Below are 26,702 nucleotides of genomic sequence, written 5' to 3' on the forward strand. Positions count from 1 at the left end.
AAATGCATGTTCTGGAATTCTGTCGAACACGCGTCAAGCTGCTGATTCCACGATCGCGATGCCGGTCGAGGGCTGGTACCGCAGGCGTCCGTGGCAGGCCACGCGTGCCAGAGCCCACCAATGCGCCCCCGCGCGGGCGGCCGGGTCGGCGTGCGCGGTGAAGCTCAGCGTCGCCGACTCGCCGAATCGGAGAGTGAAAGGCTGAACACGTGGCGTCACGGTGACGTCCCCGTCCCCGATCCACGTGCCGTACGGGCTTATCAGCGCCACTTCACCGCGAATCTCACTCGCGGCAAGGTTGGTGAGCCGCACCGGAAGTTCAGCACTCCGGCCCGGCGCGAGCCGGACCGGCGACCAATCGGTGACGACATCCACGAGGTCTCCGTCGGCCGCCTCTCCCTCGGCCACATCGCCGACGCGGATCTCGACAGTGTCCTCCAGTACCTGGCCGAGATCGTCCCTGATACGCGCGGCGATGATGTATCGGCCGGGCTCGCCCGACGTGGTGAAGGGAACGCCGAACTCGGCATGCTCGCCGGGCGCGAGCTTGTATGGCAAGTCCACGTCCGCCGCGGATACGCCCTCGGGGACGACGAGCTCGGCGACGCCGCCGGCCTCGTGCCCGCTACAGCTCACGGTGACGGTGAGAGCGCTCTCTGCGGCGCTGATGTGCACGGACGACGGCAGGTTCCCGATCGGCGCCGGGCCCGCATCGTGCAGCCAGTAGCGTGTGAAGACGGGCTGTACGGGCTCTGCGATACGCGCGAGCGGGTCGTGCGCGAGCGCGCCATCGTGGTCGGGGAAGCTGGGCGGGGTCGGCGCGATTCGGATGGTCGCCACGTCGGCGGGGGAGAGGTCCACGGTGACGGACGATGCGTCGATTGGAGTCAGAACCTCGGAGGAGTTGTCTTCGAGTAAATCGGTGCGACGAGCGCTCTCTATGCCTCCGTGGACACGTACGATCGCACTCGTCGCCAAACCTGCTGAGTCGTAGATACGCAGACTGAGTTCGCTGGGATGCCCTTCACACACGCCGGATGCGAGCGGATTGCCCGCAGCCTTGGCGGTCGTCAGCAGCACGTTGTGCGGGGTGACGGAGATGAGGCTGAGTTCGGCGGGCAGTGGACGGTCCGCGGGGGAATCGAGCTCGGTGCTGAGAGCGCTCTCTGTGCGGAGCGCGCTCTTTGCCTGCTTCGCGCGCACGGGATGGTTCACGTCCTGGCCCACGCGTGAGAATGCGCTCTCTCGCCAGTCGCCCGGACCCGCCACGATGCTGAGCGCGAACGAGTGCGACCAGTGCTGCCACGCGAAGCTCGACCCGTCCGGCACCGTACGCCGCTCGCCCTCGATCCAGTACCGCGACGGGAACCCGCTGCACGCACGCATCAGATTGACGCTGAGAGCGCTCTCCGCATCCACCACGAAGCCGGACGTTCCGCGGTTGACGACAGCGATCGAGTAGTCGTCGGCGGGCTCGGCGGTCGTCGCGAGACCGGCCGGCACCGGAACTTCGATCGCGGCATCGGACAGGTCGTCGATGAGCTCTGCGATGGCGGCCGGGGACGAGCCGATGATGAGCACCGGCAGGTCGCGCGGACCGCGCAGATCGGCGCCGGGGACCCACTGCTCGCGCCGCGTGCGCAGCGCGGGGACGAACACGCGTCCGTTCGCTTCGAGAGCGGCGCGATATTCGGGTCCGGCGGCGTCGAGCACGGCCGATGCGAACACGTTGTTGCGTCCGAGCACGATGCGCACGTCCGGAAGGTTCGAGTCCACGTCGAGGGCGCCGTATCGCTCACCGTCCGGCTTGGTCAACGTCGAGGTCACGCCCTTCGCGGCCAGCGCCGCAATCAGGGCACGCACATGCTCCGCGCGATCGGGCGAGGTGTCGTCTACCACCTCGGCGACACCGATGGCGTGCACGTCGACGGAGTTGTCATCTCCGCTCGCGCGCTCGTCCCGGTTCGCACCTTCGCGGCGCAGGTTCAGCCGTACTGTCGCGGACAGTCCGGCCCACGTGTGTGCCGGGCTGTCCAGCGTCCAGAGGCTCTGCGCGGCATCGGCCTCCGGGAATCCGAATGAGCGGCCGACTGCACCGAATCCGACCTCTGCGACGGGCAGCAGTCCCGGTGCGTCGAACTGGAAACGGGCGCGCAGCAGGTGGTCCTGGCCGATCGATCCGTCGACGTGCGTCGTCAGGTCGACGCGTTCGATGCCGCGCCAGAGGTTGGTGAGCTGGGTGATCCGCAGGTCTTCGAGTTCGGTCGTGGCGACGATGCGTGAACCGAGCGGGCCGGTCTCGACGTGCACGGATGCGGCGGGCCTTTCGCCGGTGGCAGTCCCCGGTCCGGTGGGCAGCAGATGCCAGGGGCCCTCGCCCCAATAGTCGTGGTCGGCGAGTTCGGCTTGGAGTGTGAGCTCGCCCGCGAGTCCGTCGGGCCGCACGAGTTCGCGGCCGGCCCGAAGGTCCACGACGCTGGAGAGCGCTCCACCGCGTGCCGGATCCGCCTCGACGACGAAGCTCTCGTTCTCGATCCGTGCCGACGGTGCCGATGCGTCGATGCGGACCCAGCCAGCGGGGACGTCGTCGGCCGGGACCACCCCGTACACGCGGTAGCCCAGCGACGGAACCGCCTTGGCCAGGAAAGAGAGCGCGATCTCGGCGATCGAACCGTCCGCGCGGCGCACGACGGATTCGGTCAGCGCCGGAACCTCCACCCCGGCCGGATCGACGACGCGCACGCCTCGCACGGGCTCCGCAGACTCGTCCGTGAACTTCTCCGTGAGCCTCTCCGCGAATTTCACTGTCGCCGTCGTGATCGCGTCGCGCTCGAAAGACAGGGTGTTGACGGCGAGAATCGAGTGCCCATCGGCTCGAGCCACGTGCCGCGCCAGGAAGTCTATGGATCCGTCGATGACCTCCCGGCCCAGCTCATCGGCCTCGCGCCAACCGTTGAGGAGGTCGAGGTACACCTGGTCCGACTCGGTGCCGGTGATCGCGTCGTGGTGTGCGCCGTAGACGAGTTGGCGCCACGCCTTGTCGAGCGCTTCATGCGGGTATCGCGCTCCCAGCAGCAACGCGAGAGACGCAAGTCGCTCGCCGTCCAGCACCGCGACCTCGGCGGCGCGCTGCGCCTGCTTGGTGTCGATGTAGGACACGTCCTTGCCGGTGTACACCGGGTTCATATCGCGTGTCTGCATGCTGATAACCGTGCGGCGCTTCTCCGCGTCCGCGCGGACGGCCGCGAAGAAGTCGCGCGGGATGCCGACCTGGAAGCGCGGCCACACGTAGCGCGCGTTCCACTCACGGTGGATCTGCGTGCAGAAGCGCGAGGGAACGTTATGGTCGTGCCCAACCGGTAGCAGCACGTTGCGCGTGGCCGCGACCTTCTTCAGCTCGCTGAACTTGTCGTGGGCCTTCTGCATCGACTCCTCAAGGGTGTCGACGCGTTCGATGTCCCAGCCGGCCACGTAATGGTCCGCGAGGTATCCGGTGAGCACGCCGCGCCCCGAGGGCGAAATCCACTCGAACTCGGAGGGGAACTGCTGTCGGCTGATGTCGCCGGTGTGCCGCTTGGCGCCGACGTGGTGCCACGGGCCGCGCGCCCACACGCTCGAGTCCATGCCCGCGTCCGCGACGAGACCCGGATACGCCGGGTCGTGGCCGAACACGTCCACCATCCAGGCCGAACGCGGCTCGCCGCCGAGGACATCGCGCTGGTATCCCATCCCGTACACGAGGTTGCGTACGGTCGACTCGGGGTGCGTCAGGTTCGTGTTCGCCTCGTTGTAGCTGCCGCCGACGAGTTCGACGCGGCCCTCGCGCATCAGTCGGCGCAGAACGTTCCGGTCGCGCGGGAACCGGTCCCAGTAAGGCTTCAGATAATCGACCTCTGCGAGTACGAACGCGTAGTCCTCGTCGTCCAGGGCGGCGTCGAGGTGCGCGCGTACGAGATCGAACGCGGAGAGCTGGAACGGCATTCGCTTCTCCTGCGCGCCCGGCAGGTCCAGCCACGTCTCGGTGAATCCGGCCTGCGTATTCCACCACACCGGGTCGTAGTGGAAGTGCGAGATCATCCACATCGTCCACCCGGATTCGGCACGCGTGAGCCGCGCCGGCTGTGTGACGCGGGCGTCGCCGGACTCGACGATCACCGTGGCCTGATACGTGCCGCCCTCGACGGACGGCGACCGGAACACGACGCCGACCTCGACTGTCACCTCGACGCCCACCTCACCCGCGTCCGAATGAACGGCCGAGGCAACGACCGCGGGAACAGGCGTCTCGACCAGCGGACCGTCTATCCGCACCGTCGCCGGTGCGGATAGACCCGCCAGCACCACCCTGGTCAACTGTCTCGGAGCATTGAGAGTCCCGATGAACAGGTCGGTATCGTGGACGGCGGTGATCCGCATGGCAGAGTTCTTCTCTTGTCGTCGTGGCGGACTACGCGGCGGCCTGCGCGAGGATCGTCTTCGCCTGGCCGAAGAACGAGCTCACGCCGCCCGAGACGGACTGCTTGCCGAACGCCACCGCGGACGAGACGTTGCCCAGCGCCGTCTTCACGTCGCCGTATCCGGGCGGGGCGGACGGCGGGTTGGCCAGCGCGTCCGTCGCCACCTGCTGGTTGACGTAGTCGCCGTAGGTCACGTCCGTCTTCGCCGACGAGCTGAGGGTCGGCAGCAGTTCGTTCTCCGCCAGCGTGGACGGCGGCAGGCCGCGCTGGGTGCTCATGATCTTGACCGCGTCCTTGTCCGTGAGGAAGAAGTCGATCAGCTTGGCCGCACCGGTCGGATTGGCGCTCTTGGTCGGGATGACCAGCAGCACGCCGCCGTTGAGGGCCTGGCCGGTCTTGCCGTTCGTGCCGCGCGGCACGATGATCTCACCGAGCGAGGCGGTCATCAGCGGCGCGATCTGGGACAGGCCCCAGCCGTTCGTCAGCGCCACGGAGCCGGACACGAAGGGGTTCGTCGAGTCGGCGTTGCCGTAGTTGGCGACCAGGTCGGCCGGGCAGCAGGCACCGGTCTTGCGCAGGCCGGCCCAGTAGTTCCACCAGTCGCCGAGGTCGTTCGAGTCGAAGCCGAGTTCGCCCGCCTGCGTGTAAAGGTCCTTACCACGCTGGCGCAGCCACGGCTGCATGGCGCCCGAGTCGTCGCCGGACGCGTCCATCGCGCCGTACTTGCCAGAGCCCCAGGCCTTGGCGACCTCGTTGGTGATCGCGGTGAAGTCGTCCCAGGTCCAGGAGTTCTCCGGGTACGCGATCTTCAGCTTGCCCAGCACGGTCTCGTTGTAGAGCACCGGCGCGTAGCCGGAGCCTGAGGCGATGCCGTAGTTCACGCCCTTGACCGTGCCGGCCGTGCGCAGCTGGGTGAACAGCGTGTTCAGCGCGATGGTGCCCGGGATGTACTTGGACAGGTCGCTCAGCACCCCCTTTGCCGCGTACGTGCTGGTCAGGGCGGTGTCCATCTGGAACACGTCCGGCGGGGTGCCGCCCGCGAACTCGGTGTTCAGCTTGTCGAAGTAGCCGTTGTAGCCGGAGTACTGTGCGGTCACCTTGATTCCGGTCTTCTGCGTGAAGACCTTCAGCGCCGACTGGTACGCCTCGTTTCGAGCCGTGCCACCCCACCAGCGGAACACGAGGGTGTCGCTCGATGAGCTGCTCGAGCTCGATGAGGTGAAGTCGCTGCAGCCGGCCATGGCAAGTGCTGCGGCGCCCGCACCGAGGCCGAGGAAGCCTCTTCTGGACAGTTCGGACATATGCGGAGCTACTTTCTGGAATGAGGGAAGGGGGGAGGGAGGTGCGGCTGTGCAGTTGTGCGGGTAACGCCGCGTGGTGGCGGCGAGACTCTGGAGGGGCGCGGTCAGCCCTTGATTCCCGCGTTGGCCACGCCGTCGACCAGTCGCTTCTGGAAGACGAGGAAGACCAGCACCATCGGCAGCAGCGTGACGACGGACATCGCCAGCAGGCCGCCGTAGCTCGAGCCGCTCGCCCGGTCCACGAAGGAGTTCAGGCCCAGCGGGACCGTGTAGCGGCTGTTGTCGTTGAGGTAGACCAGTTGGCGCAGGAAGTCGCTGTAGATCCACACGAACGTCAGCACGGTCGTGGTGATCAGCGCCGGGCGCAGCAGCGGGAGGATCACCGAGAAGAACACCCGCACGTGCCCGGCGCCGTCGATCTCGGCTGCCTCGTCGAGTTCGCGCGGGATGCCGCGGATGAACTGGGTCATCAGGAAGATGAAGAAGGCGTCCACCGCGAGGAAGTACGGCACCACCAGCGGCAGGAAGGTGTTGACCCAGTGCAGCTTGTAGAAGATCGCGTACTGCGGGATCATCGTGGCCTGGAACGGCAGCATCAGGGTGCTGAGCATGAGGCCGAACCAGAGCTTCTTTCCGGCGAAGTCCAGCCGGGCGAACGCGTAGGCGGCCGCCGAGCACGTCAGCAGATTGCCGATGACCACGAGCCCTGAGATCACTAGCGAGTTGGCGATGTACACGGTGAACGACGTGCCGGTCGCGGTCCAGCCGCTGGTGTAGTTCGACAGCGTGAACCCGTGCAGCGGCAGCGGATTCCAGGTCGAGAAGATCTGGTCCTCGGGCTTGAAGGAGGCGCCGACCAGCCAGATCAGCGGGTAGACCATGACCAGCAGGCTGATGCCGAGCACGACGTGCGTGCGCCAGCTCGACCTGGCCAGGCGGCTTCTCCTGGTCCTGCGTATGGTCGCGGCGAGTTCAGTCACCGTAGGTCACCCACTTCCGCGCGGTCGCGAAGTACACGGCCGTGAACAGGCCGATCACCAGGAACAGCAGCCAGGCCATCGCCGAGGCGTAGCCCATCTGCAGACTGCCGAAGCCCTTCTGGTACAGGTAGAGCGTGTAGAGCAGCGTCGATCCGACCGGTCCGCCGAGGCCGTTGCTCACGACGTAGGCCGGCGTGAAGGTCTGGAAGGCGTTGATGGTCTCCAGCACCAGGTTGAAGAAGATCATCGGCGACAGCAGCGGCAGCGTGATCTTGAAGAAGGTGCGCAGCGGGCCTGAGCCGTCCAGCGAGGCGGCCTCGTAGACGTCCCTCGGCAACTGCTTGAGCCCGGCCAGGAAGATCAGCATCGGGGTGCCGAACTGCCAGGCGGCCAACAGGATCAGCGTCCACAGCGCGGTCGAGGGCTGGCCGATCCAGTCCGGGCCGTGGATGCCGAACACGCCGAGGAACTCGTTGAGCAGGCCCTGCTGCGAGAAGACCTGCTGCCACATCACCGCGACGGCCACCGAGGCGCCGAGCAGCGAGGGCAGGTAGAAGGCCGAGCGGTAGAAGCCGAGGCCGCGGATCTTCTTGTTCAGCAGGACCGCGACGATCAGCGCCGCGCCGAGCTTGAGCGGCACGGAGAAGACCACGTACTCGAAGGTGACCCGCACCGACTGCCAGAAGTTCGGATCCTGGAACAGCAGCCGGAAGTTCTCCAGGCCGATCCACTTGGGCGCGGTGAGCAGGTTGTAGTTCGTGAACGACAGGTACAGCGAGTACGCCATCGGGATCAGCGTCAGGCCGAAGATGCCGATCAGCCACGGGGTCAGGAACGCGTAGGCGGCCCGGTTGTGCTTGTGCCGCTTGCGTTTGCGCGGCTTGCGGACGCGTTCGGCGGTGACGCTCGGACCGGCCGCGACGACGCGTTGGTCGGTGTGCACTGACGCCATGGGATCTGCTCCTGGGACGGTTCGCTGAGCTGGGTTCGAGTTCTGCCATGAAATCCACGCACGGCGCCCGTCGATCCAGTACGTCCGTCCCAGGGATTCGTCTGGAAAGCGCTTGCCGAGCATTCTGGGGACGGCGACCTCTCATGTCAAGAGGTCAGCACAAACTCTATGAGCAGGGCGATTACCCGCCGGTTACCACGGTGTTTATACCGTGTTCCCGCGCCAGGTGGGCGGCGCCGAGCACGGTGGCGCGCTCGCCCAGTCTGCTGACCTCGACGTTCGTCGGCCAGCTGAGCGCGCGCAGGGTCTTCCGGACCCCGTCGGTGAGCAGCGGGTTGCGGCCGACCCCGCCGCCGAGGATCACCAGCCCGGGATCGAGCACGGCGGTGAGCGACGCGGCCAGTTTCCCGACCTCGGACGCGTGCTCGGCGACCAGCGCCGCGCCCCGCGGGTGGCCGTCGGCGGCGAGCGCGAACAAGGCCTCCGGGTCGACCGGCAGCGGGCCGTCGCCCTCCCGCCACACGACGCCGACCTGCCGCATCAGGCCCGGCGAGCCGAGCCGCGCCTCCAGCGCCTCCTGGCCGGGCGGCCGCCCGGCCGTCCACGGGTACGCGAGGCGCGCGACCTCTCCGGCGGCCCCGTTGCGGCCGCGCACCAGCCGCCGGCCGATCACGATCCCGGCGCCGATCCCCACGCCGACCTGCAGGTACACGAAGGTGTCCCGGGAGTGGCCGACGTCGCTCGGAGCTCCGTCGCCGCCGTCGTGCAGCTCGGCGATCGCGGCGCAGTTCACGTTGTTCTCGACGGCAACCGGCACGTCCCGGGGCAGCCGGAGCCCGGCGACGGCCTCGCCGACGCGCCGCGCGGTGACCGGGTCGGCGGCCGGATCCGGTAGCACCACGTCCGAGACGGCGACCACGGCGGTGCGCAGCGGCCCGTCCTCGGTCCGCCGGGACAGCGCCGCGCCGATCATCGACCAGGCCCGGTCGGGACGCGCGCTCTGGCCCTCGTCGAGCAGCGTGCCGTCCAGCGCGATCGCGCGGAAGGAGACCTGCGTGTGCCCGCGGTCCACGGCCAGCACGTACCCGGCCGCGCGGGAGAGCCGGTAGACGGCCGCGGACCGCCCGGTCACGCCGTACGCGGTGCCGTCCCGCTCCACCAGGCCCGCCGACTCCAGTTCGGCCATCGCCGTCGAGACGGTCGGCTTGGACAGCTCGCAGGCCGCCGCGAGCCGCGGGCGGGTAGCCCGGACGAACCGCGCGAGCTGCGCGAACACCTGGCCGGCGCTCTCGCTCAGCGGGCCGGGATCCGTAAAAGCCATCGCAGACCTTTCCTCATTCGTGATCCACCGGGAGGACGTTACCCCTTGACAGCCCCGGGGCTTCGTTAGTTTAGTGACTAACGAACCCGGGTGGGTCCCAGCCTCCCGGATCCTGCGCCACCGGCGCAGCCACCGCCTCGCACGGGGCGGGCCACGCACTCGATCCATGCACCGCCATCCGCCGCGCCCCGCGCGCGGCGGATCCGATGGAAAGAGGAGCACCCCGTGCCGGACCTGCTACCGGGCCCGATCTCAGGCGTCCGGGTGGGAATCGACGTCGGCGGCACCAAGACACATCTGCGTGCCGTCGCGTCCCGCCTGCTCGCCGACCAGGTGTACTCCAGCGAGGGCTGGGTCCCCGCCGACTTCCGCCGCGCCGCCGGCTTTCTGGCCGAGCTGATCGCCCGGACGCTCCCGGGCGCCACGCCCCTCGCGATCGCGGTGGGTGCACACGGCTGCGAAAGCGCTGAGGACGGTGCGGCGCTCGGCCGCGAACTCGAACTGCTCGTCGGCGCCCCCTGTCTGGTGGTCAACGACGCCGAACTGCTCGCCCCCGCCGTCGGCCTCGGCGACGGCATCGGCCTGGTCGCGGGCACCGGCTCGGTCGCCGTCGGCCGGGACTCGGCCGGGCGGCCGGTGTACGTCGGCGGCTGGGGCTGGCTCTTCGGCGACGAGGGCAGCGCCCCCGGCCTGATCCGCGAGGCCGCCCGGGCGAGCCTCGCCGCGCGGGACCGGGGCGAGGACCCCGACCTGCTCGCCGCGCTGCTGCTGGACGCGTACCAGGTCAGCGAGGTGACGGACCTTCCGGACGCGATGGCCGCACATGCCGGTGCGCGCGAGTGGGGCAGCAGGGCAGCGCTCGTCTTCGATGCCCTGGAGGGCGGCTCGTCGGTCGCCGAAGCAGTGATCGAAGACGCGGCCGAGGCCCTGGCCCAGCTCATCGTGCAGGTCGCGGCCCGCGGCGTGGACCCGTCCGGCGTGGCTGTCGGCGGGGGAGTGATCCTCAACCAGCCGCGCCTGTACGACGCCTTCGTGCGGCGCCTCGCCATGCTGCTGCCCGACACGGCCGTGCACCGGCTCGACGTGCCGCCGGTTCAGGGCGCGCTGGTGATCGCGGAGCGGATGGTGCATGCCGGGGCGGGATTGGCCGAGGTCGAGGTCGCCTGATGAGCAGGCCACGTCCGCGCGTAGTGCTGATCGGGGTACACGGCCACGGCCGCGTCCACCTCGAGGGCCTGCTCGAACGCGAGCGCGACGGCGTACTCGAACTCTGCGGCGTGGCCGACAGACGCGATCCCGAGCTCGCAGACCACGAATTCGACACCGATCCTGTGCGCTTGCTGGAGAAGCTGCATCCTGATATCGCAGTGATCTCCACACCGATCCATACACATTTGGAGATCGCTGAGGCCGCGCTACGAGTCGGCGCTCACCTGCTGCTCGAGAAGCCACCGGTAACGTCCGTTGCGGACCACTCCCGGCTGCTGGCAGCGGCCACGAACGCGGGTCGGCACTGCCAGGTCGGCTTCCAGGCCTTCGGTTCCTCCGCTGTCGATCAGCTCATTGCGAAGGTCCGCGGCGGTGAGTTCGGCGAGGTCGAGCGCGTTGCCATGTCAGGATGCTGGCGGCGTGGATACGAGTACTACAGCCGTTCACCGTGGGCGGGGAAGCGTCGGCTCGACGGCGTGACCGTCGCGGACGGCGTGTTGACCAACCCGTTCGCGCACGGGGTCGCGCTCGCGTTGCGCCTGGCCGGTGAGTATGTGCGGTCGGTGATGGCCGAGCCGTATCGCGCGTACGACATCGAGACCGACGACACCGCCTGCGCGCGTATCACGACGGACGGCGCGAGCGTGACACTGGCCGCGACGCTCTGCGCGGAGTGGGAATCAGAGCCCTACGTGCGCGTCTTCGGCACCCGCGGCACCGCGACGATCTGGTACACCGAGGACCGCCTGCTCAGCATCACGGCTGCCGGCGAGGACGAGCAGGTCGGCCACCGCGTGGCCCTCATCGACGACCTCATCGGGCATCTCGACGACGACCCCGCGCGCGACGTGCTGCGCTGCCCGCTGCGCTCGACCCGCGCGTTCACCGAGGTCCTCGAGGCGATCCAGCGCGGACCTGCGCCGCGCGCCATCCCAGTGGATCATTTAAGAGTGGGCGAGCGCGGCCGCACGGTCCCCGGTATCGAGGACGCCGTCGCGCGCGCCGTCGCGACCGGAAGAGTGTTCAGCGAGCTCGACGGACTCTCCTGGGTCTGACCGAATACGAAAGGCATCCCGGCGTGACCGCGATCTACCTGCCGAGCCAGCACGCGAGCGTGCACGACCTGCCGCTCGACCCCGCGTCCCGCACGCGGGTCCTCGCCGACCTCGTCGCCGCGGCGATCGAACACCAACAGCCCGACGGCAACTTCGAGGACCCGGCCGCGGACGACGACATCGGCGACATGTCCCTCGGCGTGATCTCGCTGCTCTGCCTCGCCTGGCACCGCGGCGACCGGCGCGACCGGCAGCTCATCGAGGCCGCCCGCAGGGGAGCGGACCATTTCCTGCGCGAACGCGTCTACCGCGCGGACAATCCCGGCGAGGCCTTCCTGCGTCGCCGGGACTCCGGCCTGCCCTACGCGCGCTACATGCCGGGAGATGGCGAGCACCCGTTCGGCGACTGGCCGAGCACGGTCTGGGCGCTGCTGCACGCCGTCAACATCATCGAACTCGGTGAAGGCCTGCTGACGCAGGAGCAGTACGCGCAGGTCACCGAGCTCGCCGTCGGCTACTGGAGCTGGCTGACCGAAGCGAGCATCTTCAACCCGCAGCAGACCGCGAACCAGGCGATCGGCTCGATCGCCGCCGCGCTGATGCTCGCCCGGCTCCTGCGCTGCAAGGATCGGGCCGCGGAGGCCGAACAGATCGCCGCCGACGCGCGGCGCCTGTACCGCGACGAGATCCGCGCCGAACGCATCGTCGACCGCGGATTCGCGCTACCGACCGAACACGGCGCCGGCCACGACCAGAACTACGTGCCGATCTCGCTGACGTTCCTGGCCAAGGCCTATGCGGAGAGCGGCGAGCAGTGGTTCCTCGAGGACGGCGACGAGATCGCTCGGCACCTTGAGACTCGCCTTTCGGTACGCGGCTTCGACTTCGGCGGCCCGCGCTACAGCGAGCAGCACAGCGGCTACGAGGGAATGCCGGGCCTGCGATACTTCAGCCGGCGAATCGGCGCCGACCTGGGCCGATACCTCGGCGACCGGCGCTGCGCGTACACCTGGCCCGCGAAGAGCGGCGCCCCGAGCGGCCACTTCGCGTTCGCGACCGTCTGGCTGCTGCAAGACGATGAGGGGGAGTGGTTCCGGCGTGGTCCGGAGCCGCAGCAGACCCCGTACTCCGTGCGCTCCGGCCGCACCTCGGTCACGTTGACGGCGAAGCTCACGCCGTACGTGATCGACGCGGCGGGCTCCGCCGTGATCGAGGCCGTCGCGGACCACGAGCACGGCATCGGCCCGATCCTGCAGTACCCGGACGGAAGCAGGATGCTGCTGACGCGTCCGCTCGGCCCGATCCGTACGCGGGACGCGGTCGCGGGCGGGCTGTCGGCGAAGCTGGTGACCAAGGCGGTCGTGACGCGCGACCAGGTGATGGTGTCCGTGCGGCAACTCGTGGTCTGCGATGGAGAGCGCGTACACCTCGTCACGGTCCTCGACCGCTCGGGCCTGCCCGCCGACGCCTCGCTGGACTTCCTCGCGGGCCTGCCGTACCTGGAGGCCGTCGACTCCCGCCAGCGGAAGATCCTCTCCGTTTCGCATGCCGCGGGCGCGGAGAGCGCTCTCTTCGCCCTCGGGATCCCGAATGCGGTCCTCGCCACGTCCGGCACGATCACCACCGGCCAACTGGCGATCCGCAGCGCGGGCAAGCTCCGCGTGATCAACCCGCCGGACGGCCCGACGTATTTCAACAGCCCGCGCACGATCGGCCTGACTCTGGAGCAGGTGTCGTTCGCGCTCGCGGACGACCCGCGCGGCTACGGCGACCCGGACAGCGGCTGGCACCGCGTGGCCGGGACGAACCTCGTCCTCGGCGGCGCGCTCTCCGACGCGCCCGCCGGACTGGCGGTCTTCGCCGTCTGCTACGGTCCGGCCTCGGACCCGGCTGCATATAGAGTCACGGCAGACGCCGCGCCGAACGGCGTGCTCGTCCACACCCCCGACTTCAGTGCCCTGATAGGCCACCCGTCCGGTGACGAGCATGGCGAGCCGATCCTCACCCTCACCCCGAGCGAGACGTGACTTCATGTCCGACCTCGAAGAACCCAGGCTCCGCGTCGCGGGACGTGTGGTCGCCGACTACGTCCTGGCCCCCGATATCGACCCGACCCTCGTCCCGCGCCCGTACCTCCACCCCGTGCGCACGCTGGCCGGCACCGTCGTGACGGACGTGCTGCCGGCGGACCACGAATGGCACCTCGGAGCGGGCCTGGCCATCGCCGACGTCGCGGGCACGAACCTGTGGGGCGGACGCAGCTACGTGCACGGCAAGGGGTACATCCGGCTTCAGGATCACGGCAGCATCGAGCACGTGGTCTGGCAGCAGCACTCGGACAGCGTGCTCGAACACGACCTCATCTGGCGCGACCACGAGGGCGCCGAACTGCTCGCCGAACACCGCACCATATCCGCGTCGCCCGGCGCTACGCAGGACTCGTGGCTGCTCACCTTCGCCACCACGCTGACGAACGTCCGCCCGACCCCGGTCGAGATCCGCAGCCCCGCCACCAACGGACGCGGCGAAGGAGCGGGCTACGGCGGATTCTTCTGGCGTTTGCCCCCGACGCGGGACCTGACCATCGAGGCCCGCGACCCCCGCACCGCCGACCGCGCACGCGGCGAAGGCTTCGTCAACGGAAGCGCTCTCCCGGAGCTCACCGCCACCGGTACGACGAGCGGTGACGCGGGGAGTGCCGCCGCCGGGAGCGCCGCTGGAAGTGCTACTGCCGGGAAGGCCGCTGGGAGTGGCGCAGCTGAGTGGACCGCCGCCGAGAGCGCCGCCACTGGGAGTGGCGCCGCAGGGAGCGCGACTGTCCGGAGCGCCGTCGCTGATAGTGCCGCCACCTCCGGTTCTACCTCTCGTTCGATCGTCGGCAAGCGGTTCGCCCTCACCTTCAGCGGTCTCGCCGGCGGCGACCGCTGGTTTGTCCGCGCCACCGAATACCCAGCCATTGGCATCGCCTTCGCCTACAACCGCGTCCTCGTCCTCGATCCAGGCGGCGCGCTCTCCCGCACGTTCAGCGTCACCGTGGCCGACGCATAGTTTCGGATACTCCCGTATGCTTTCGGTTATGAGCGGAAGTAGCGTGCGACTCGGACTCATCGGCTGTGGGAGGATCGCGCAGGTCGCGCATCTGCCCGCCTTGGAGAAGGCGGACGGGATCGAACCCGTCGTCGTGTGTGATCAGAGCGAGGACGTGGTGCGGGCCCTGGCCGCGCGCTACGGAATCGCCTCGTACGTCACCGATGCGGCGGACGTCCTCAAGAACGATCAGGTGGATGCCGTACTCATCGCCGTACCCGACCGCTTCCACTACTCCGTGACCGAAGCGGCGTTGCTGGCCGGGAAGCATGTCCTGGTCGAGAAGCCGCTCACCTCGACCGTCGACGAGGCGCGGAAGCTCGTCGAACTGCGGGCACAGACAGGGCTCACGCTTCAGGTCGGCGCGACGAAGCGGCACGATCCGGGACTTTCGTTTGCGCGCGATTTCATCGCATCGGGACAGCTCGGCGAGGCTCGGTCCTTCAACGCCTGGTATCGCATCGGATCGATTCGGCCCGGGGTCGAGGCGACGCTGTTCCCACGCACGTTCGTCGACGAGCAGGTTCGCGGCACCGAGGCGGGCTTCAAGGCCGATCGTCGGAGGTATCTGCTCGCCACGCATGGCGCGCACATCTTCGACACGCTGCGCTTCCTGCTCGGCGACGTGCACTCGGTGCTGGCTGTTCACCGCGAGTTCGGCCGCGACCAGGCGTGGAGCGTGCTGGTCACGCTCAACTCCGGCGCGGTCGGCACGATCGGTGTTGCGGTGGACGTGCCGGGCGACGGCGCCGAGGGTATCGAGATCTTCGGCTCCGAGGGGCAGCTCCGCGTCGACACGCACTTCCCGTTCTTCCGGCGCGCCTCAGATGTGCGGGCGTACTCGGCACGAGAGAGCGCTCTCACGGTTCCGGTGTTCGCCGATACGGACCCGTATGAGCGGCAGGTCGAGGCGTTCGCGCGAGCGGTGCGCGGTGCGCAGCCTGCCAATCCGAACGTGGTGGACGGGCTGGAGGCGGTTCGGCTGATCGAGGCGGTGGCGAAATCCGCGGCGAGCGGCACGGCGGTGGAGCTGTGAGACCGCTCTCTCGGCGTCTCGGGATCTTCGCCAAGACGTTCCGGCGTGCGACGGCCGCCGAGGTCGCTGCCGAGGTGCAGCGCGCCGGATACACGGTCGCGCACTGGAACTTCGCCGCGATCGGCCTGCCGACGCTCGCCGACGGCCTTCCCGACGCGGCTTTCGCCGAGGTGCGCGCCGCGTTCGACGCAGCGGGTCTCGCGATTCCGAGCGCGTCGGCGACGTACAACGCGATCGGCCCGGACACCGAGCGGCGCGCGGCCGAGACACGACAGGCGGCCGAGCTCATCCGTCGTACGCGGCTGCTCGGAGCCGAGGCCGTCACCCTGTGCACCGGTACGCGCGACCCGAACGACATGTGGCATGCGCACCCTGACAACGCATCGGCCGCTGCGTGGCGCGACCTGCGTGCGACGCTCGACGTGTTGCTGGACGCGGCGTCGGAAGGGGGCGTCGTGCTCGGGATCGAACCGGAGCCCGGCAACGTCGTGCGCGACGCGGCCGCTGCTGCCCGGTTGCTGGACGAGCTCGGCGATGACGCACCGATCGGGATCGTGTTCGATCCCGCCAACCTGCTCACGCCGCAGGCGATCGAATTTCAAGGGGAGATTCTGACGGAGGCCGTCGAACTCCTCGGCCCCAGGATCGTCAGCGTTCAGGCAAAGGACTTCGGCCTGATGGACTATCACCTCGTCTTTCGCCTCCTCGAGCGGGTGCCGCCGGTACCGTTGATCGTCCAGGACGTGGCGGAGGGCGACGCCGACCGCGTGCGCCGGGACCTGCTGCGTTGGCACAAAGATGTCGACGTCGAAGTTGAAATCGAAGTCGACGCCGAAGTCGAAGTCGAAGTCGAAGTCGAAGGCGAAGGTGCGCGATGAATGGCTCTTTGGGCAGCGGCGATCCGATCTTCGCCGAGGAACGCCGGCAGCGGATCCTCGCGATGGTCGGCGCGCAGGGCCGCGTCCGCATCGCCGAACTCGTCGCGGTCCTCGGCGTGTCCGAGCCGACCATCCGCAAGGACCTCAGCCTGCTGGAACTCGGAAAGCAGTTGCGGCGCACGCACGGCGGCGCCATCGCGCTACGACCCCAGTTCGAGCCGACGATCGACGATCGCAGCATGCTGCATGCCGAGGCGAAGGACCTGATCGCCCGGGCGTGCGCCGCGGAGATCGCGCCTGGCGACTCGGTGTTCCTCGACAGCGGGACGACCGTGCAGCGAATCGCGCACCTGCTCGACCAGGAGCATGTAAATGTTCTGACCAACTCGCTCGGCGTCGCCGCCGCGCTCGCCGACAAGCCGCCGTCGATCCGGCACACGCTGCTCGGCGGAACGGTCCACTCCCTCGGCGGCACCGTCGTCGGCCCCATCGCCCTCGAGACGCTGTCCCGCTTCACCGTGAACCTGGCCTTCATCTCCTCGAGCGGGCTGACCGAGAGCGGCATCTCCGTCGCCGAGGTCGCCGAGACGCAGGTCAAGCAGGCCGTCATCGACCGCGCCCGGAAGGTCGTCGTCCCGATCGACAGCAGCAAGTTCGGCGTCACCGACTTCATCACCGTCTGCGGCCTCGACCGCGTCGACCTCGTCGTCACCGAGGACGCGAGCGAGGAGATCCGCGAGTTGTGCGCGGACAACGGGGTGGAACTGAAGGTCGTCGGCGCCGGCCGGTCCTGACTGGCAGATCCCGGAAAAGTTCGAAATACTGTTCGAGGCGGCCGCCGGTTGCGGCGACTCCGTCGGCGGTCCTTACGGACGTCTTACGGGCATGGCCGACACCGCCGAGGGCGGTTAGGGTGCCTTCTAGGGCGAAAAACCCAACGAGGTGCGCGGGTCCAGAGCGCACCGTGTGGGAGGTGTGGGCGGTATGGAAGAGGGGCTGACGACGCTCGACGCGGACGCTCACGTCCGCGGCGTGTGTTTCAAGACGGGGCCACCCGCCCTGGTCGGAGTGGAACTCGAATGGCTGGTGCACGATCTGGTCGACCCGCGGCGCGCGGTCTCGCCCGCCAGGGTCGATCGCGCGTTGGAAGGCTTGGACGCACCCCCCGCTTTCCCCGGCGGCAGCACCTTCAGCCGTGAGCCAGGTGGCCAGGTGGAGCTCAGCTCCCGGCCGGGCCCGCTCACCGCTTGCCTTGCCGACGTCGCTGCCGACACCGAGGTGCTGCGCGCGGCACTCGCGGCGCACGGCCTGGCCCTCGGCGGCTGGGGACTCGAACCCTTCCTGATCCGCGACAGGATTCTGGATCTGCCGCGCTATCAGGCGATGGAGGCTCACTTCGACCGCGGCGGTCCGTGGGGCCGCCGGATGATGCGATGTACGGCCGGGCTGCAGATCAACCTGGACGCGGGGGAGGAGGGGGCGGGGGCGATCACCGGGTGGCGCCGACGCTGGGAGTTGGCGCACCGGCTCGGGCCGGTCCTGGTCGCGGCATTCGCCAACTCCCCGATCTGGCGCGGTAGACCCACCGGCTGGCGCTCCGGCCGCCAAGCGGTGTGGTGGCGCATGGATCCGAGCCGTACCCGGCCGCCCGCACACGGCGCCGACCCGCGCGCGGCGTGGGCGGATTACGCGCTGGACGCCGCAGTGCTCTGCATCCGCAGTGATGAACCGCAGAGCTGGAACGCACCCGCTGGGCTGACCTTCCGCGGCTGGCTCGACGGAGCCGTGCCGGGACTGCGCCCACCGACCATCGAAGACCTCGACTATCACCTGACCACGCTGTTCCCGCCCATCCGTCCGCGCGGCTGGCTGGAACTGCGGATGATCGACGCGCAGCACGGCGACGAATGGGTCGTTGCGGCCGCCGTGTCAGCGGCCTTGTTCGACGACCCGGCCGCGGCGGAGGCGGCGTGGGCGGCGACCGAGCCGCTGTGCGAAGGCGCCGCCCTGCCGAGCGCGCACACGTGGATGCGCGCGGCCCGGTTCGGCATGTCAGCCCCCGAATTCGGCAAGCCGGCCATGGCGTGCTTCGCCGCCGCCGAGCAGGCGCTCTCCGGCAGTTCGGAGCCGCTCCGCAACGCCGTATCAGCATTCATCGAACGCTATGTCGCGCGGGGCCGCTGCCCGGCCGACGACCGACTCGACGCGCTGCCCAGCGCTCCACGGGAACTCCAGGAGGCCTGGCGATGACCGCCGCCGATCTCGACCGCGCCCTCGGCGCACTCGACACCGCCCGCCTGCGCACGCTCGCGCTCACCGACTGCGTGGACGAGGCCGATCTCACCACCCAGCACTCCCCGCTGATGTCGCCGCTGGTCTGGGACCTCGCGCACATCGGCAACCAGGAGGACATCTGGCTCGTGCGCGCGGCCGCGGGCCGGCCCGGCGTGCGCCCCGACCTGGATGGCATCTACGACGCCTTCCAGCACCCGCGGTCCTCCCGGCCCGAACTGCCGCTGCTGCGCCCCGACCAGGCCCGGCGCTATATCGCCGAGGTGCGCGACCAGGCGCTGCAGCTGCTCGGGGACGTCCCGGCCGAGTCGGACGACCCGCTGCTCGCGGACCGCTTCGTGCTCGGCATGATCGCGCAGCACGAGCAGCAGCATGACGAGACGATGCTGGCCACGCACCAACTGCGTCAGGGTACTGCCGTGCTCCGGGCGCCCGCCCCGCCGGCCGCGCCCGCCGACGCGGCCCGGCTGCCGCGCGAGGTGCTGATCCCCGGCGGCCCGTTCACCATGGGTACGAGCACTGATCCGTGGGCCCTGGACAACGAGCGTCCGGCGCACCCGGTCGAGGTGTCAGCGTTCTACCTCGATACGACGCCGGTCACGAACGAGGCGTACCAGGCGTTCATCGCGGCCGGCGGTTACGAGGATCCGCGCTGGTGGACGGAGACCGGCTGGGCGCACCGCTGCCACGCGGACATCGAGGCGCCGCTGTTCTGGACGCGCGACGGCGCCGGCTCCGGCGGCGGCTGGCTGCGTCGCCGGTTCGGGGTCGTCGAGCCGGTGCCGCCGCAGGAACCGGTCGTGCACGTGAGCTGGTATGAGGCCGACGCGTACGCGCGCTGGGCCGGACGCCGGCTGCCGACCGAGGCCGAATGGGAGAAGGCCGCGCGGCACGACCCGTCCGCCGACCGCTCGCGCCGCTACCCGTGGGGCGACGCCGACCCGGGCCCCGAGCACGCCAACCTCGCCCAGCGGCACCTGCAGCCCGCACCCGCCGGCGCGTACCCCGAGGGCCGGTCGGCGTACGGGGTGCGGCAGCTGATCGGGGACGTGTGGGAGTGGACCAGCAGCGATTTCGAGCCGTACCCCGGCTTCGTCGCGTTCCCCTATAAGGAGTATTCGGAGGTCTTCTTCGGCCCCGACTACAAGGTGCTGCGCGGCGGCGCGTTCAGCGTGGACCCGGTCGTGTGCCGCGGCACGTTCCGCAACTGGGACTTGCCGATCCGCCGGCAGATCTTCAGCGGCTTCCGCACGGCGAGGGACGCGGGCGCGGAGGTACGGCGCGGCGAGGGCGTCTGATGTGCCGTCACCTCGCGTACCTCGGACCGCCGGTCAGCCTCGCGCAGCTCGTGACGGCCCCCGCGCACGCGCTGTACGAGCAGTCGTGGGCGCCGCGCCTGCAGAAGCACGGCGTGGTCAACGCGGACGGATTCGGCATCGGCTGGTATCCGACCGGCTCGGCTGGGGAGGCGGAGGACGGCGAGGAGCCCGCGCGCTACCGCCGCAACGTCCCCATCTGGACCGACCCGAACCTGCCCGAGTTGGCGCACGCGATCCGCAGCCACGCCGTCGTCGCCGCCGTCCGCTCGGCCACCGCCGGAACCAGCAACGAAGAATCCGCCGCCGCCCCCTTTCGCGACGGCCGCTACCTGTTCAGCCACAACGGCGCCATCCCCGACTGGACCAATCTTCCTACTGATCTCCCGACCGATCTCACCCCCGCCGAGCTGCTCTCACTGCAGGCCCGCAGCGACTCGGCGCTCCTGTGGCTGCTGATCTATCGTGAACTGCGCCGAGGCGTCGCCCCCGAGGACGCGCTCGCCACGGTCGTTCGACACGTCGCCGACGCGCGCCCGACTGCCCGGCTGAACCTGCTGCTGACCGACGGCGAGACCATCTTCGCCACGCGTTTCGGCGACACGCTCTGGTACCGCAACGACCCCGCGTCCGTCCTGGTCGCCTCCGAACCCGACGACGAGTTCGCCGGGGAATGGCGCGAGGTCCCCGACCGCACGCTCCTGCTGGCCAACCAGGCCGGCATCGTCCGAACAACAACGCTGCACGTGTCCTACGCCGCCGCGGAGAAGTGAGGAAGAAATCGTGACCGGCTCCAACCCCACTCAATTCACGCTCGACCACCGGCTTCCGCCCGACCACCACCAGGCCAGCCTGCGCGCCGACGTGACCAGCGGGCTTGCCGCCCCACCGCGCACGCTGTCCCCCAAATGGTTCTACGACGAGCGCGGCAGTGAGCTGTTCGAGCAGATCACCGCGTTGCCCGAGTACTACCTCACCCGTGCGGAGTACGAGATCCTCACCAGCCACGCCGAGGAGATCGCGGACGCGTGCGGCGCGCGCACGCTCGTCGAGCTCGGCTCCGGCTCGTCCCGCAAGACCCGGCTGCTGCTCGACGCGCTGCTCGGCGCCGGGACGCTGGAGCGCTACGTGCCGGTCGACGTCAGCAGCAGCGCGCTCGTCGCCGCGGGCGAGGCGCTGATCGTCGAGTACCCGAAGCTGCGCGTCGCGGCGACCGTCACGGACTTCGAGGACGACCTCGTGCTCTCCGACGACGACCCGGATCCGCGGATGCTCGCGTTCCTCGGCAGCACGCTCGGCAACTTCGATCCCGGCCAGCGCCGCAAGCTCTACGCCGAGTTCCGCGAGGCGCTGCGCCCGGACGACTCGCTGCTGCTCGGTGCGGACCTGGTCAAGGACGAGGCGGTGCTGGTGCCCGCGTACAACGACAGCCTCGGCATCACCGCCGCGTTCAACAAGAACGTGCTGTCGGTCATCAACCGCGAGCTGAACGCCGACTTCCACATCGCAGAGTTCGATCACCATGCCGATTGGAACGCGGCGGAGGAGCGCATCGAGATGTACCTGCGCTCGCAGGTGCAGCAGACCGTGAAGATCCGCGGGCTGGACCTCGTCGTCGACCTCGCCGCCGGGGAGGACGTGCGTACCGAGCTGTCCTGCAAGTTCCGTCGCACGAGCCTGACGGAGGAGCTCGCCGCCGGGGGATTCGAAGTGAGCCGCTGGTGGACCGACCGGGCCGACCGCTTCGCGGTCCTGCTGGCGCGGCCCGTCTCGTAGCGCCTCCTTGCAGCGCCTCATAACCCCGGAAGGATCTTCAAGAAATCTCAGGGAGATACGTCACGATAGCGGCACCATGACTCGCTCCGCCGCCTCGCCGTCCCCGCTGCGACGACGGCTGCAACTCGTGCTCGCCGGGCTGTGGCTGCTCGACGGACTGCTCAAGTTGCAGCCGTACATGTTCACCAGGGACTTCGCGCCGATGACCCTCGGCGAAGCCGGGGATGGCGCCCCGCTCTGGCTGGTCGACCCGCTCGACTGGGCCAAGCGCATCGTCTCGGACCATCCGGTCGGCACGATGGTCCTGTTCGCGCTGGTCGAGATCGGCATCGGCCTGGCCATCGTCCTAGCCATCGTCCTCGCGGCGCTGATCTGGGTCTTCGCCGAGGGCTTCGGCATGCCGTTCCAGGGCATGGGCACCGATCCCGACACCGGGCCCCTGCTCGCCGCCATCGCCGTCGCGTTCTGGCCGGTCAACCCCGCGCCGTCCGCGAGGGCCGCCGGTTCCGCCACGTCCGCCGCGCTCGTCGCCGTCTCCACGGCAGGGGCCGCCGCGTGAACGCCCCCGGCTGGCTCACCGCCCTCGTAAGTACCCTGATGATCTTTGTGGCCGGCTACTCCCTCTGGCGCCTCGCGATCAGCCGCGCCTGGGGCCGCGCCACCGACTACGAGTCCGACATCCTGCACCTCGCCGTCGGTATCGCGGCCGCGGGCCTCGTCGCCAGCTGGGCGCGCTCTCTCCCGCGCTCCCTCTGGACCGGCGTCTTCATCGCCGGAGCGGTCTATTTCGCCGTGCGCACCTACCTGACGTGGTCCGATCGGGCCGTCCGCGGCGAGCTGCTCGCGCAGACCGGCTGCTGCGCCGTCCTCGTCTACATGTTCCTCGCCGGCGTCGCCCCGACCACCATCCAGGGCTCGACGGCCGGCCAGTACACGATGGCCGGGATGGGGGACGGCATGATCCTCGACCAGACCATCACCTACCCGGCGATCGGCCTGATCTTCGTCGTCGCACTGTGCTTCTACGCGGTTGCGGTGCTGAACGGCATCGCGCCGCTGCGGACCGAGGGCGGCGAGAGCACCAGCACCCTGATGCTCGCGCCGCGCAGCGTCGACGTCTGCCGCATCGTCATCGTCCTCGTCCTGGCGTACGCGATTCTGACCAAGCTGGTCTGATCAGGCCGCCTCAGGCCCGGGCCCCGGCGGTCGCTACGGCGGCGAGCGTCGGTTGCAGGCGGCGGGCGGCGTCGAGGTGGTCGCCGGTCCAGATGATGCGGACGGCGGTCGCGGTGGCCTGGCCGTTCTCGTCGGCGAGGTCGCGGCGGACGGACTCGACCAGGCGGGCCTCGGCCTCGGTGTTGCGCTCGAGCGGGGGAGGGGCGGGGAGGTAGCGGTCCAGGCTTTCGGCGAGTTGCGCGTACCAGTTCGAGACCCGGGTCGCGGCGCTGAGGAGCTCGGCGCGGGCCTGGGCCCGGTCGGGCTCGTCGCGCGACTCGGTTTGCCGCCAGAGGGCGAGAACCGCGTCGGCCGCGAGCCTGAGGCCCACGACGCCGGTCACCAGTGTCGTCGTGTCCGCCAGGGGTACCGGCTTCGAGCCGCGTTCGGCCAGGTAGCTGCGGAAGGCGTCGTCCAGGCGCCGTGCCGCGGCGGCGGCCTGACGGCTCTCCAGCATGGGCGCGTCCGGCGGCGCGGGGTGGGCGGTGCAGCGGCCGAGGGCGAATTCCACCGCGCTGGCGAGGTAGCGGGCGCTGTCCTCGTACGCCTCGGCCAGCGCCTTCTCCAGGGCCGCCCCGGCGCCGCGCGGCCAGAAGAACAGCGCGACCAAGAGGCTCACGCCGCAGCCGAGCGCGATGTCCTGGATCCGCAGCAGCACGATGTGCCAGTTCGGGTCCTGGCCGATGTTGAAAAGGATCACGAGAGTGACCGTGAATGCAGCCTGACCTGTGGCGAAGGAGATCGCCGCGGGTGCGATGCCGGCGAGCAGGATGGCGACCGGCAACAGGACCCACAGGACGTTGCCGTGGTGGCCGACGAGCGCGAGCAGTCCGGCGCCGAGGATCGAGCCGACGACCGTTCCGGCCACGGCCCGCAGCGCGTTCTGACCGGTGTTCAGCGCGTTCGATCGCAGCACGGACAGCGTGCCGAGCAGCACCCAGAACGAATGCTGAACGCTCGTCACATTCGCGAGCGCGACCGCGATGCCGAGACCGACCGCGCCGCGCAGACTGTTGTGCAGCCAGACCGAGTGCCACTCCACGTGCGCACGCCCGCGCTCCCACGCCGCGACGAGCGGCTGACGCACCGCCCCCGGCTCCAGTCCGAGCAGCCTGGCGAACCAGCCGCGCTGCTCGGCCTCCGCCGCGAGCTCGACGTTCTCCGCGATCTGCAGCGTCGCGAAGCCCAGCTCCTGGGCGCGGAAGGAGTGGTCGAGCACGCCGATGAACTCGCGGACCTGCTCCTCCGTGCCGTCCACCGGACGATCCACCGGCAGCCGCACGGTCGCGCCGTCCTCCATCGCGGCCATCGCCGCACGCAGCTGGAGCGACGCGGCGCGCAGCGGGTCGGGGTCGGCTCGCAGGTTCTCGAGCAGATCCGCCGCGCAGTTCAGCACGGCCGCGGCGGCGCGCCGTGCGATGTGGGCCTCGCGATCGCAGCTGGGCCCGTTCTCGGCCCGGATCGGACTCTCCGCCATGATCGTGCTGAGCCAGGTGAGCTCGTCCACGAGCCGCACGAGCGCGCGTGACCCCGTGGACAGGCCGGTCGGGCGGTACGGCGTGGCGTTGAACGCGCGGCGCAGCTCGAGGGCCGCCTCGGCCGCCTTGCCGGCCGTCGCCTGGCACTGCTTCGCGCTCGGCGCGCCCTTGTCCCTGGCCAGCAGCGACGCGTCGGCGAGCAGCTGCGCTGCGGCGGCCCGGCACACGCGGGCGGCGGGCGCGGACAGCGGGTCGGTGGACGAGCGTGGCCAGAGCAGCGTGATCGCGAGCATGGTCGCGCCCGCCGCGAGCCCGACCCCGGCGAGCCGCGCGGGCAGCTGGGAGAGCGGGACCGGGCTCGTCACCGGGAGGATGAACGCCAGGAGCAACGGCGTGGCCGAGCTCGCGAGCACCGAGCTGACCACGCCCGAGAACAGCACCGTGAACCCGACGACGACCGTGCACGCGACGGCCAGCCAGGTCACCCGGGCCGTGAGCGTGCCGATGCAGATCAGCACGGCCCACGCCACCGCGAGTCCGAGGTGCGCGCGCAACCGCTGCACGATCGGGCCTGTGTACTCGACCATCAACAGCATCGCGAAGGCGCCGAACGAGGCGAACGTGCCCATCGGGACCGAGTGGATGGCCTGCGTACACAGCGCGAAGAGCGCAGGCATCACGAGCGCGGTGCGCCCGGCGCGGCGGGTCGCGGCGAGCGCGGGGTCGTGCTGACGCAGCCATTGCAGCATGAGGCCAGTATCCGCGAATTCGACCTACGCCGTTAGGCGGCATCGAATGTGAACCAGTGGATGTTCACGAAGTCGGCGGGTTGGCCGCTGGTGAAGAGGAGGTAGACGGTGTGTGTGCCGGTGGTGGTGGTGATGTTGGCGGGTGTGGTTTGCCAGTTTTGCCAGCCGCCGGTGTTGCCGATGGCGAGGCTGCCGAGGGGGGTGTTGGCGGGGTTGTCGAGGGTGACTTGGACGAGGCCGCTGATGCCGGTGGCGGCGCCGGAGGCGACGCGTGCTTGGAATTGGGTGGCGCCGGTGGTCCCGAAGTCGATGTTGTTGTAGGCGAGCCAGTCGCCGTTGGCGATCCAGCCGACGTCTTGTCCGCCGCCGGTGTCGGTGGTGGTCTCGGTTTGGGTGCCGTTGTGTGCGGAGTAGCTCGCGGCCTGGATCGTGGTGTAGGCGCTCACGGTCCCCCCGCCGCTGCCGGAGGTGGCTGTCGCGGTGGCGGTGGGGGTGGGTGCGCCGCCTGCGGTGGCGGTGCCGCCGCCGACGGCGATGGTCAGCACGGTGGGGTTGGGGTCGGCGACGAACCCGGACTGGTCGACCCCGCCGTTCGCGGTGACGTCGTCGTACGGGAACGCGTAGCCGCGCCCGTCGAGGTTGGCGCCGTGCACGATCCGCGCGTAGTGGTTGGTGACCGTGTTCTGGTAGTAGGTCGCCGGGTTCTCGCCGTCGGGTTGGTCGGTGTCGGTCAGCAAGGTGGTGCGGTTGAACGCGGCGCTGATCCGCGCGACCAACGGGCCGCGTTCCCCGGAGGTGTCCGCGAACGGCCCGGTCGAGCAGGAGAAGATGTCCGCCGCCGTGGGCTGCGCGAACCCGGCCACACCCGGGAAGTTCAACGTGCCACCCGACACCGTGCCGGCGACCGACCCCCAGGAGGCCTGGGTGTCCACCGTCAACGCCTGGCTGGCGTACTTCGAGAACACCTGGTCGACGTACGGCTGGAAGTAGCCGGAGAACAGCGCCGAGTTCCGCACGATCCCGTTGTTCGGGCTCAAAGCACGCAGGTTCGCCCCGCCGGAGGTGACCACGAGTTGGTCCCAGCCGGCGCCGTCCGCATTGTGTTGCGCGATCAGGTTCGAGCAGACCGTGTCCAACCCCGACGCCGGCATCCCGGACACGGTCTGGACGCTGCCGGAGGAGTTGGTCAGCGCGAGGGACACCGGGATCGAGACGAAGTCGACGTAGCTGATGTTCACGTAGATCTGCGAGGCGTTGAACGTGAACTCGCAGAAGTCCCACTGAATGTTGATGTTGGGGTCCGACGGGTTGCTCACCGACGGCTCGACCAACGCCGGACCCGGGTTGAGCAGGAACGTGATCGGCGCACCGACCGAGAACCAGATCCGGCCCCCCGCGATCTGCGGAATCGTGATCGACGTCGTCGAACCCGACCCACCCAACGCGATCGCACAGTTCGCCCCCAACCCCGCACCAGTACCACTCGGCGAGGCGGGGTAGTACACCGTGTGGCCATCGGACTCCAACAGCATCAGCGCATTGCCGTTGTCCACCGCCAACCCCGTCACATACGCGTACACCGCGCCCGACGACGTCGTGT

General features: G+C 69.7%; 20 protein-coding genes. 13 read left to right on the forward strand and 7 right to left on the reverse strand.

Features of this window, described 5'->3' with window-relative positions; genetic code table 11:
- Window positions 1–33: 33 nt before the first annotated feature.
- The 5 genes from VG296_RS12090 to VG296_RS12110 all read right to left on the reverse strand — a co-directional run bounded on the left by VG296_RS12090 (window position 34) and on the right by VG296_RS12110 (window position 9,011).
- Window positions 34–4,416, reverse strand: coding sequence for a glycoside hydrolase family 38 C-terminal domain-containing protein (locus VG296_RS12090; protein ID WP_325565758.1), 4,383 nt, complete (start codon window positions 4,414–4,416; stop codon window positions 34–36).
- A 31-nt stretch (window positions 4,417–4,447) separates the two neighbouring features.
- Window positions 4,448–5,758: an ABC transporter substrate-binding protein gene (locus VG296_RS12095; protein WP_325565759.1), complete on the reverse strand. Its 1,311-nt coding sequence runs from the start codon at window positions 5,756–5,758 to the stop codon at window positions 4,448–4,450.
- A gap of 104 nt (window positions 5,759–5,862) precedes the next feature.
- Window positions 5,863–6,738, reverse strand: a complete 876-nt coding sequence (locus VG296_RS12100) for a carbohydrate ABC transporter permease (RefSeq protein WP_325565760.1) — start codon at window positions 6,736–6,738, stop codon at window positions 5,863–5,865.
- Window positions 6,731–7,690, reverse strand: a complete 960-nt coding sequence (locus VG296_RS12105) for a sugar ABC transporter permease (protein ID WP_325565761.1) — start codon at window positions 7,688–7,690, stop codon at window positions 6,731–6,733. Before VG296_RS12105 ends, VG296_RS12100 begins: the two co-directional genes overlap by 8 nt.
- Before the next feature lie 181 nt (window positions 7,691–7,871).
- Window positions 7,872–9,011 carry an ROK family transcriptional regulator gene (locus VG296_RS12110; protein WP_325565762.1) on the reverse strand — a complete coding sequence of 380 codons (1,140 nt, stop codon included), beginning with the start codon at window positions 9,009–9,011 and terminating at the stop codon, window positions 7,872–7,874.
- A 225-nt stretch (window positions 9,012–9,236) separates the two neighbouring features.
- Here VG296_RS12110 and VG296_RS12115 point away from each other — a divergent pair, with 225 nt between their 5' ends.
- From VG296_RS12115 to VG296_RS12175, 13 genes are all read left to right on the forward strand, one after another.
- Complete coding sequence (locus VG296_RS12115; RefSeq protein WP_325565763.1) at window positions 9,237–10,178, forward strand: BadF/BadG/BcrA/BcrD ATPase family protein; 942 nt, start codon at window positions 9,237–9,239, stop codon at window positions 10,176–10,178.
- A complete protein-coding gene (locus tag VG296_RS12120; protein ID WP_325565764.1) occupies window positions 10,178–11,275 on the forward strand; it encodes a Gfo/Idh/MocA family oxidoreductase in 1,098 nt (365 codons plus the stop codon). The genes VG296_RS12115 and VG296_RS12120 overlap by 1 nt, the downstream gene beginning before the upstream one ends.
- 23 nt (window positions 11,276–11,298) lie before the next feature.
- The gene (locus tag VG296_RS12125; RefSeq protein WP_325565765.1) at window positions 11,299–13,302 is read left to right on the forward strand and encodes a hypothetical protein; all 2,004 of its coding nucleotides are present in this window, start codon (window positions 11,299–11,301) and stop codon (window positions 13,300–13,302) included.
- A gap of 4 nt (window positions 13,303–13,306) precedes the next feature.
- Window positions 13,307–14,323: a DUF6807 family protein gene (locus VG296_RS12130; RefSeq protein WP_325565766.1), complete on the forward strand. Its 1,017-nt coding sequence runs from the start codon at window positions 13,307–13,309 to the stop codon at window positions 14,321–14,323.
- A 28-nt stretch (window positions 14,324–14,351) separates the two neighbouring features.
- Window positions 14,352–15,398, forward strand: coding sequence for a Gfo/Idh/MocA family oxidoreductase (locus tag VG296_RS12135; protein WP_325565767.1), 1,047 nt, complete (start codon window positions 14,352–14,354; stop codon window positions 15,396–15,398).
- Window positions 15,399–15,472: 74 nt separating this feature from the next.
- Complete coding sequence (locus VG296_RS12140) at window positions 15,473–16,276, forward strand: sugar phosphate isomerase/epimerase family protein (protein WP_325565768.1); 804 nt, start codon at window positions 15,473–15,475, stop codon at window positions 16,274–16,276.
- Entirely contained in the window at window positions 16,273–17,070 is a 798-nt protein-coding gene (locus VG296_RS12145; RefSeq protein WP_325565769.1) for a DeoR/GlpR family DNA-binding transcription regulator, read from the forward strand. Before VG296_RS12140 ends, VG296_RS12145 begins: the two co-directional genes overlap by 4 nt.
- Before the next feature lie 190 nt (window positions 17,071–17,260).
- A complete protein-coding gene (gene egtA / locus VG296_RS12150; protein WP_325565770.1) occupies window positions 17,261–18,526 on the forward strand; it encodes an ergothioneine biosynthesis glutamate--cysteine ligase EgtA in 1,266 nt (421 codons plus the stop codon).
- Window positions 18,523–19,866 (forward strand): ergothioneine biosynthesis protein EgtB, encoded by a 1,344-nt coding sequence (gene egtB / locus VG296_RS12155; protein ID WP_325565771.1) that lies wholly within the window; start codon window positions 18,523–18,525, stop codon window positions 19,864–19,866. Before egtA ends, egtB begins: the two co-directional genes overlap by 4 nt.
- A complete protein-coding gene (gene egtC / locus VG296_RS12160) occupies window positions 19,866–20,657 on the forward strand; it encodes an ergothioneine biosynthesis protein EgtC (RefSeq protein ID WP_325565772.1) in 792 nt (263 codons plus the stop codon). Before egtB ends, egtC begins: the two co-directional genes overlap by 1 nt.
- A gap of 10 nt (window positions 20,658–20,667) precedes the next feature.
- Window positions 20,668–21,660, forward strand: coding sequence for an L-histidine N(alpha)-methyltransferase (gene egtD, locus VG296_RS12165; RefSeq protein ID WP_325565773.1), 993 nt, complete (start codon window positions 20,668–20,670; stop codon window positions 21,658–21,660).
- A 76-nt stretch (window positions 21,661–21,736) separates the two neighbouring features.
- Complete coding sequence (locus VG296_RS12170) at window positions 21,737–22,219, forward strand: hypothetical protein (protein WP_325565774.1); 483 nt, start codon at window positions 21,737–21,739, stop codon at window positions 22,217–22,219.
- Window positions 22,216–22,836, forward strand: a complete 621-nt coding sequence (locus tag VG296_RS12175; RefSeq protein ID WP_325565775.1) for a DUF5134 domain-containing protein — start codon at window positions 22,216–22,218, stop codon at window positions 22,834–22,836. Before VG296_RS12170 ends, VG296_RS12175 begins: the two co-directional genes overlap by 4 nt.
- A 10-nt stretch (window positions 22,837–22,846) precedes the next feature.
- Here the strand turns inward: VG296_RS12175 and VG296_RS12180 are convergent, their stop codons facing one another.
- Window positions 22,847–25,102 carry an FUSC family protein gene (locus VG296_RS12180; RefSeq protein WP_325565776.1) on the reverse strand — a complete coding sequence of 752 codons (2,256 nt, stop codon included), beginning with the start codon at window positions 25,100–25,102 and terminating at the stop codon, window positions 22,847–22,849.
- A gap of 32 nt (window positions 25,103–25,134) precedes the next feature.
- A partial coding sequence (locus VG296_RS12185) for a beta-1,3-glucanase family protein (RefSeq protein ID WP_325565777.1) occupies window positions 25,135–26,702 on the reverse strand: 1,568 nt, incomplete at its 5' end.

Source organism: Actinospica sp., from assembly GCF_035552695.1.
Classification (GTDB): domain Bacteria; phylum Actinomycetota; class Actinomycetes; order Streptomycetales; family Catenulisporaceae; genus Actinospica.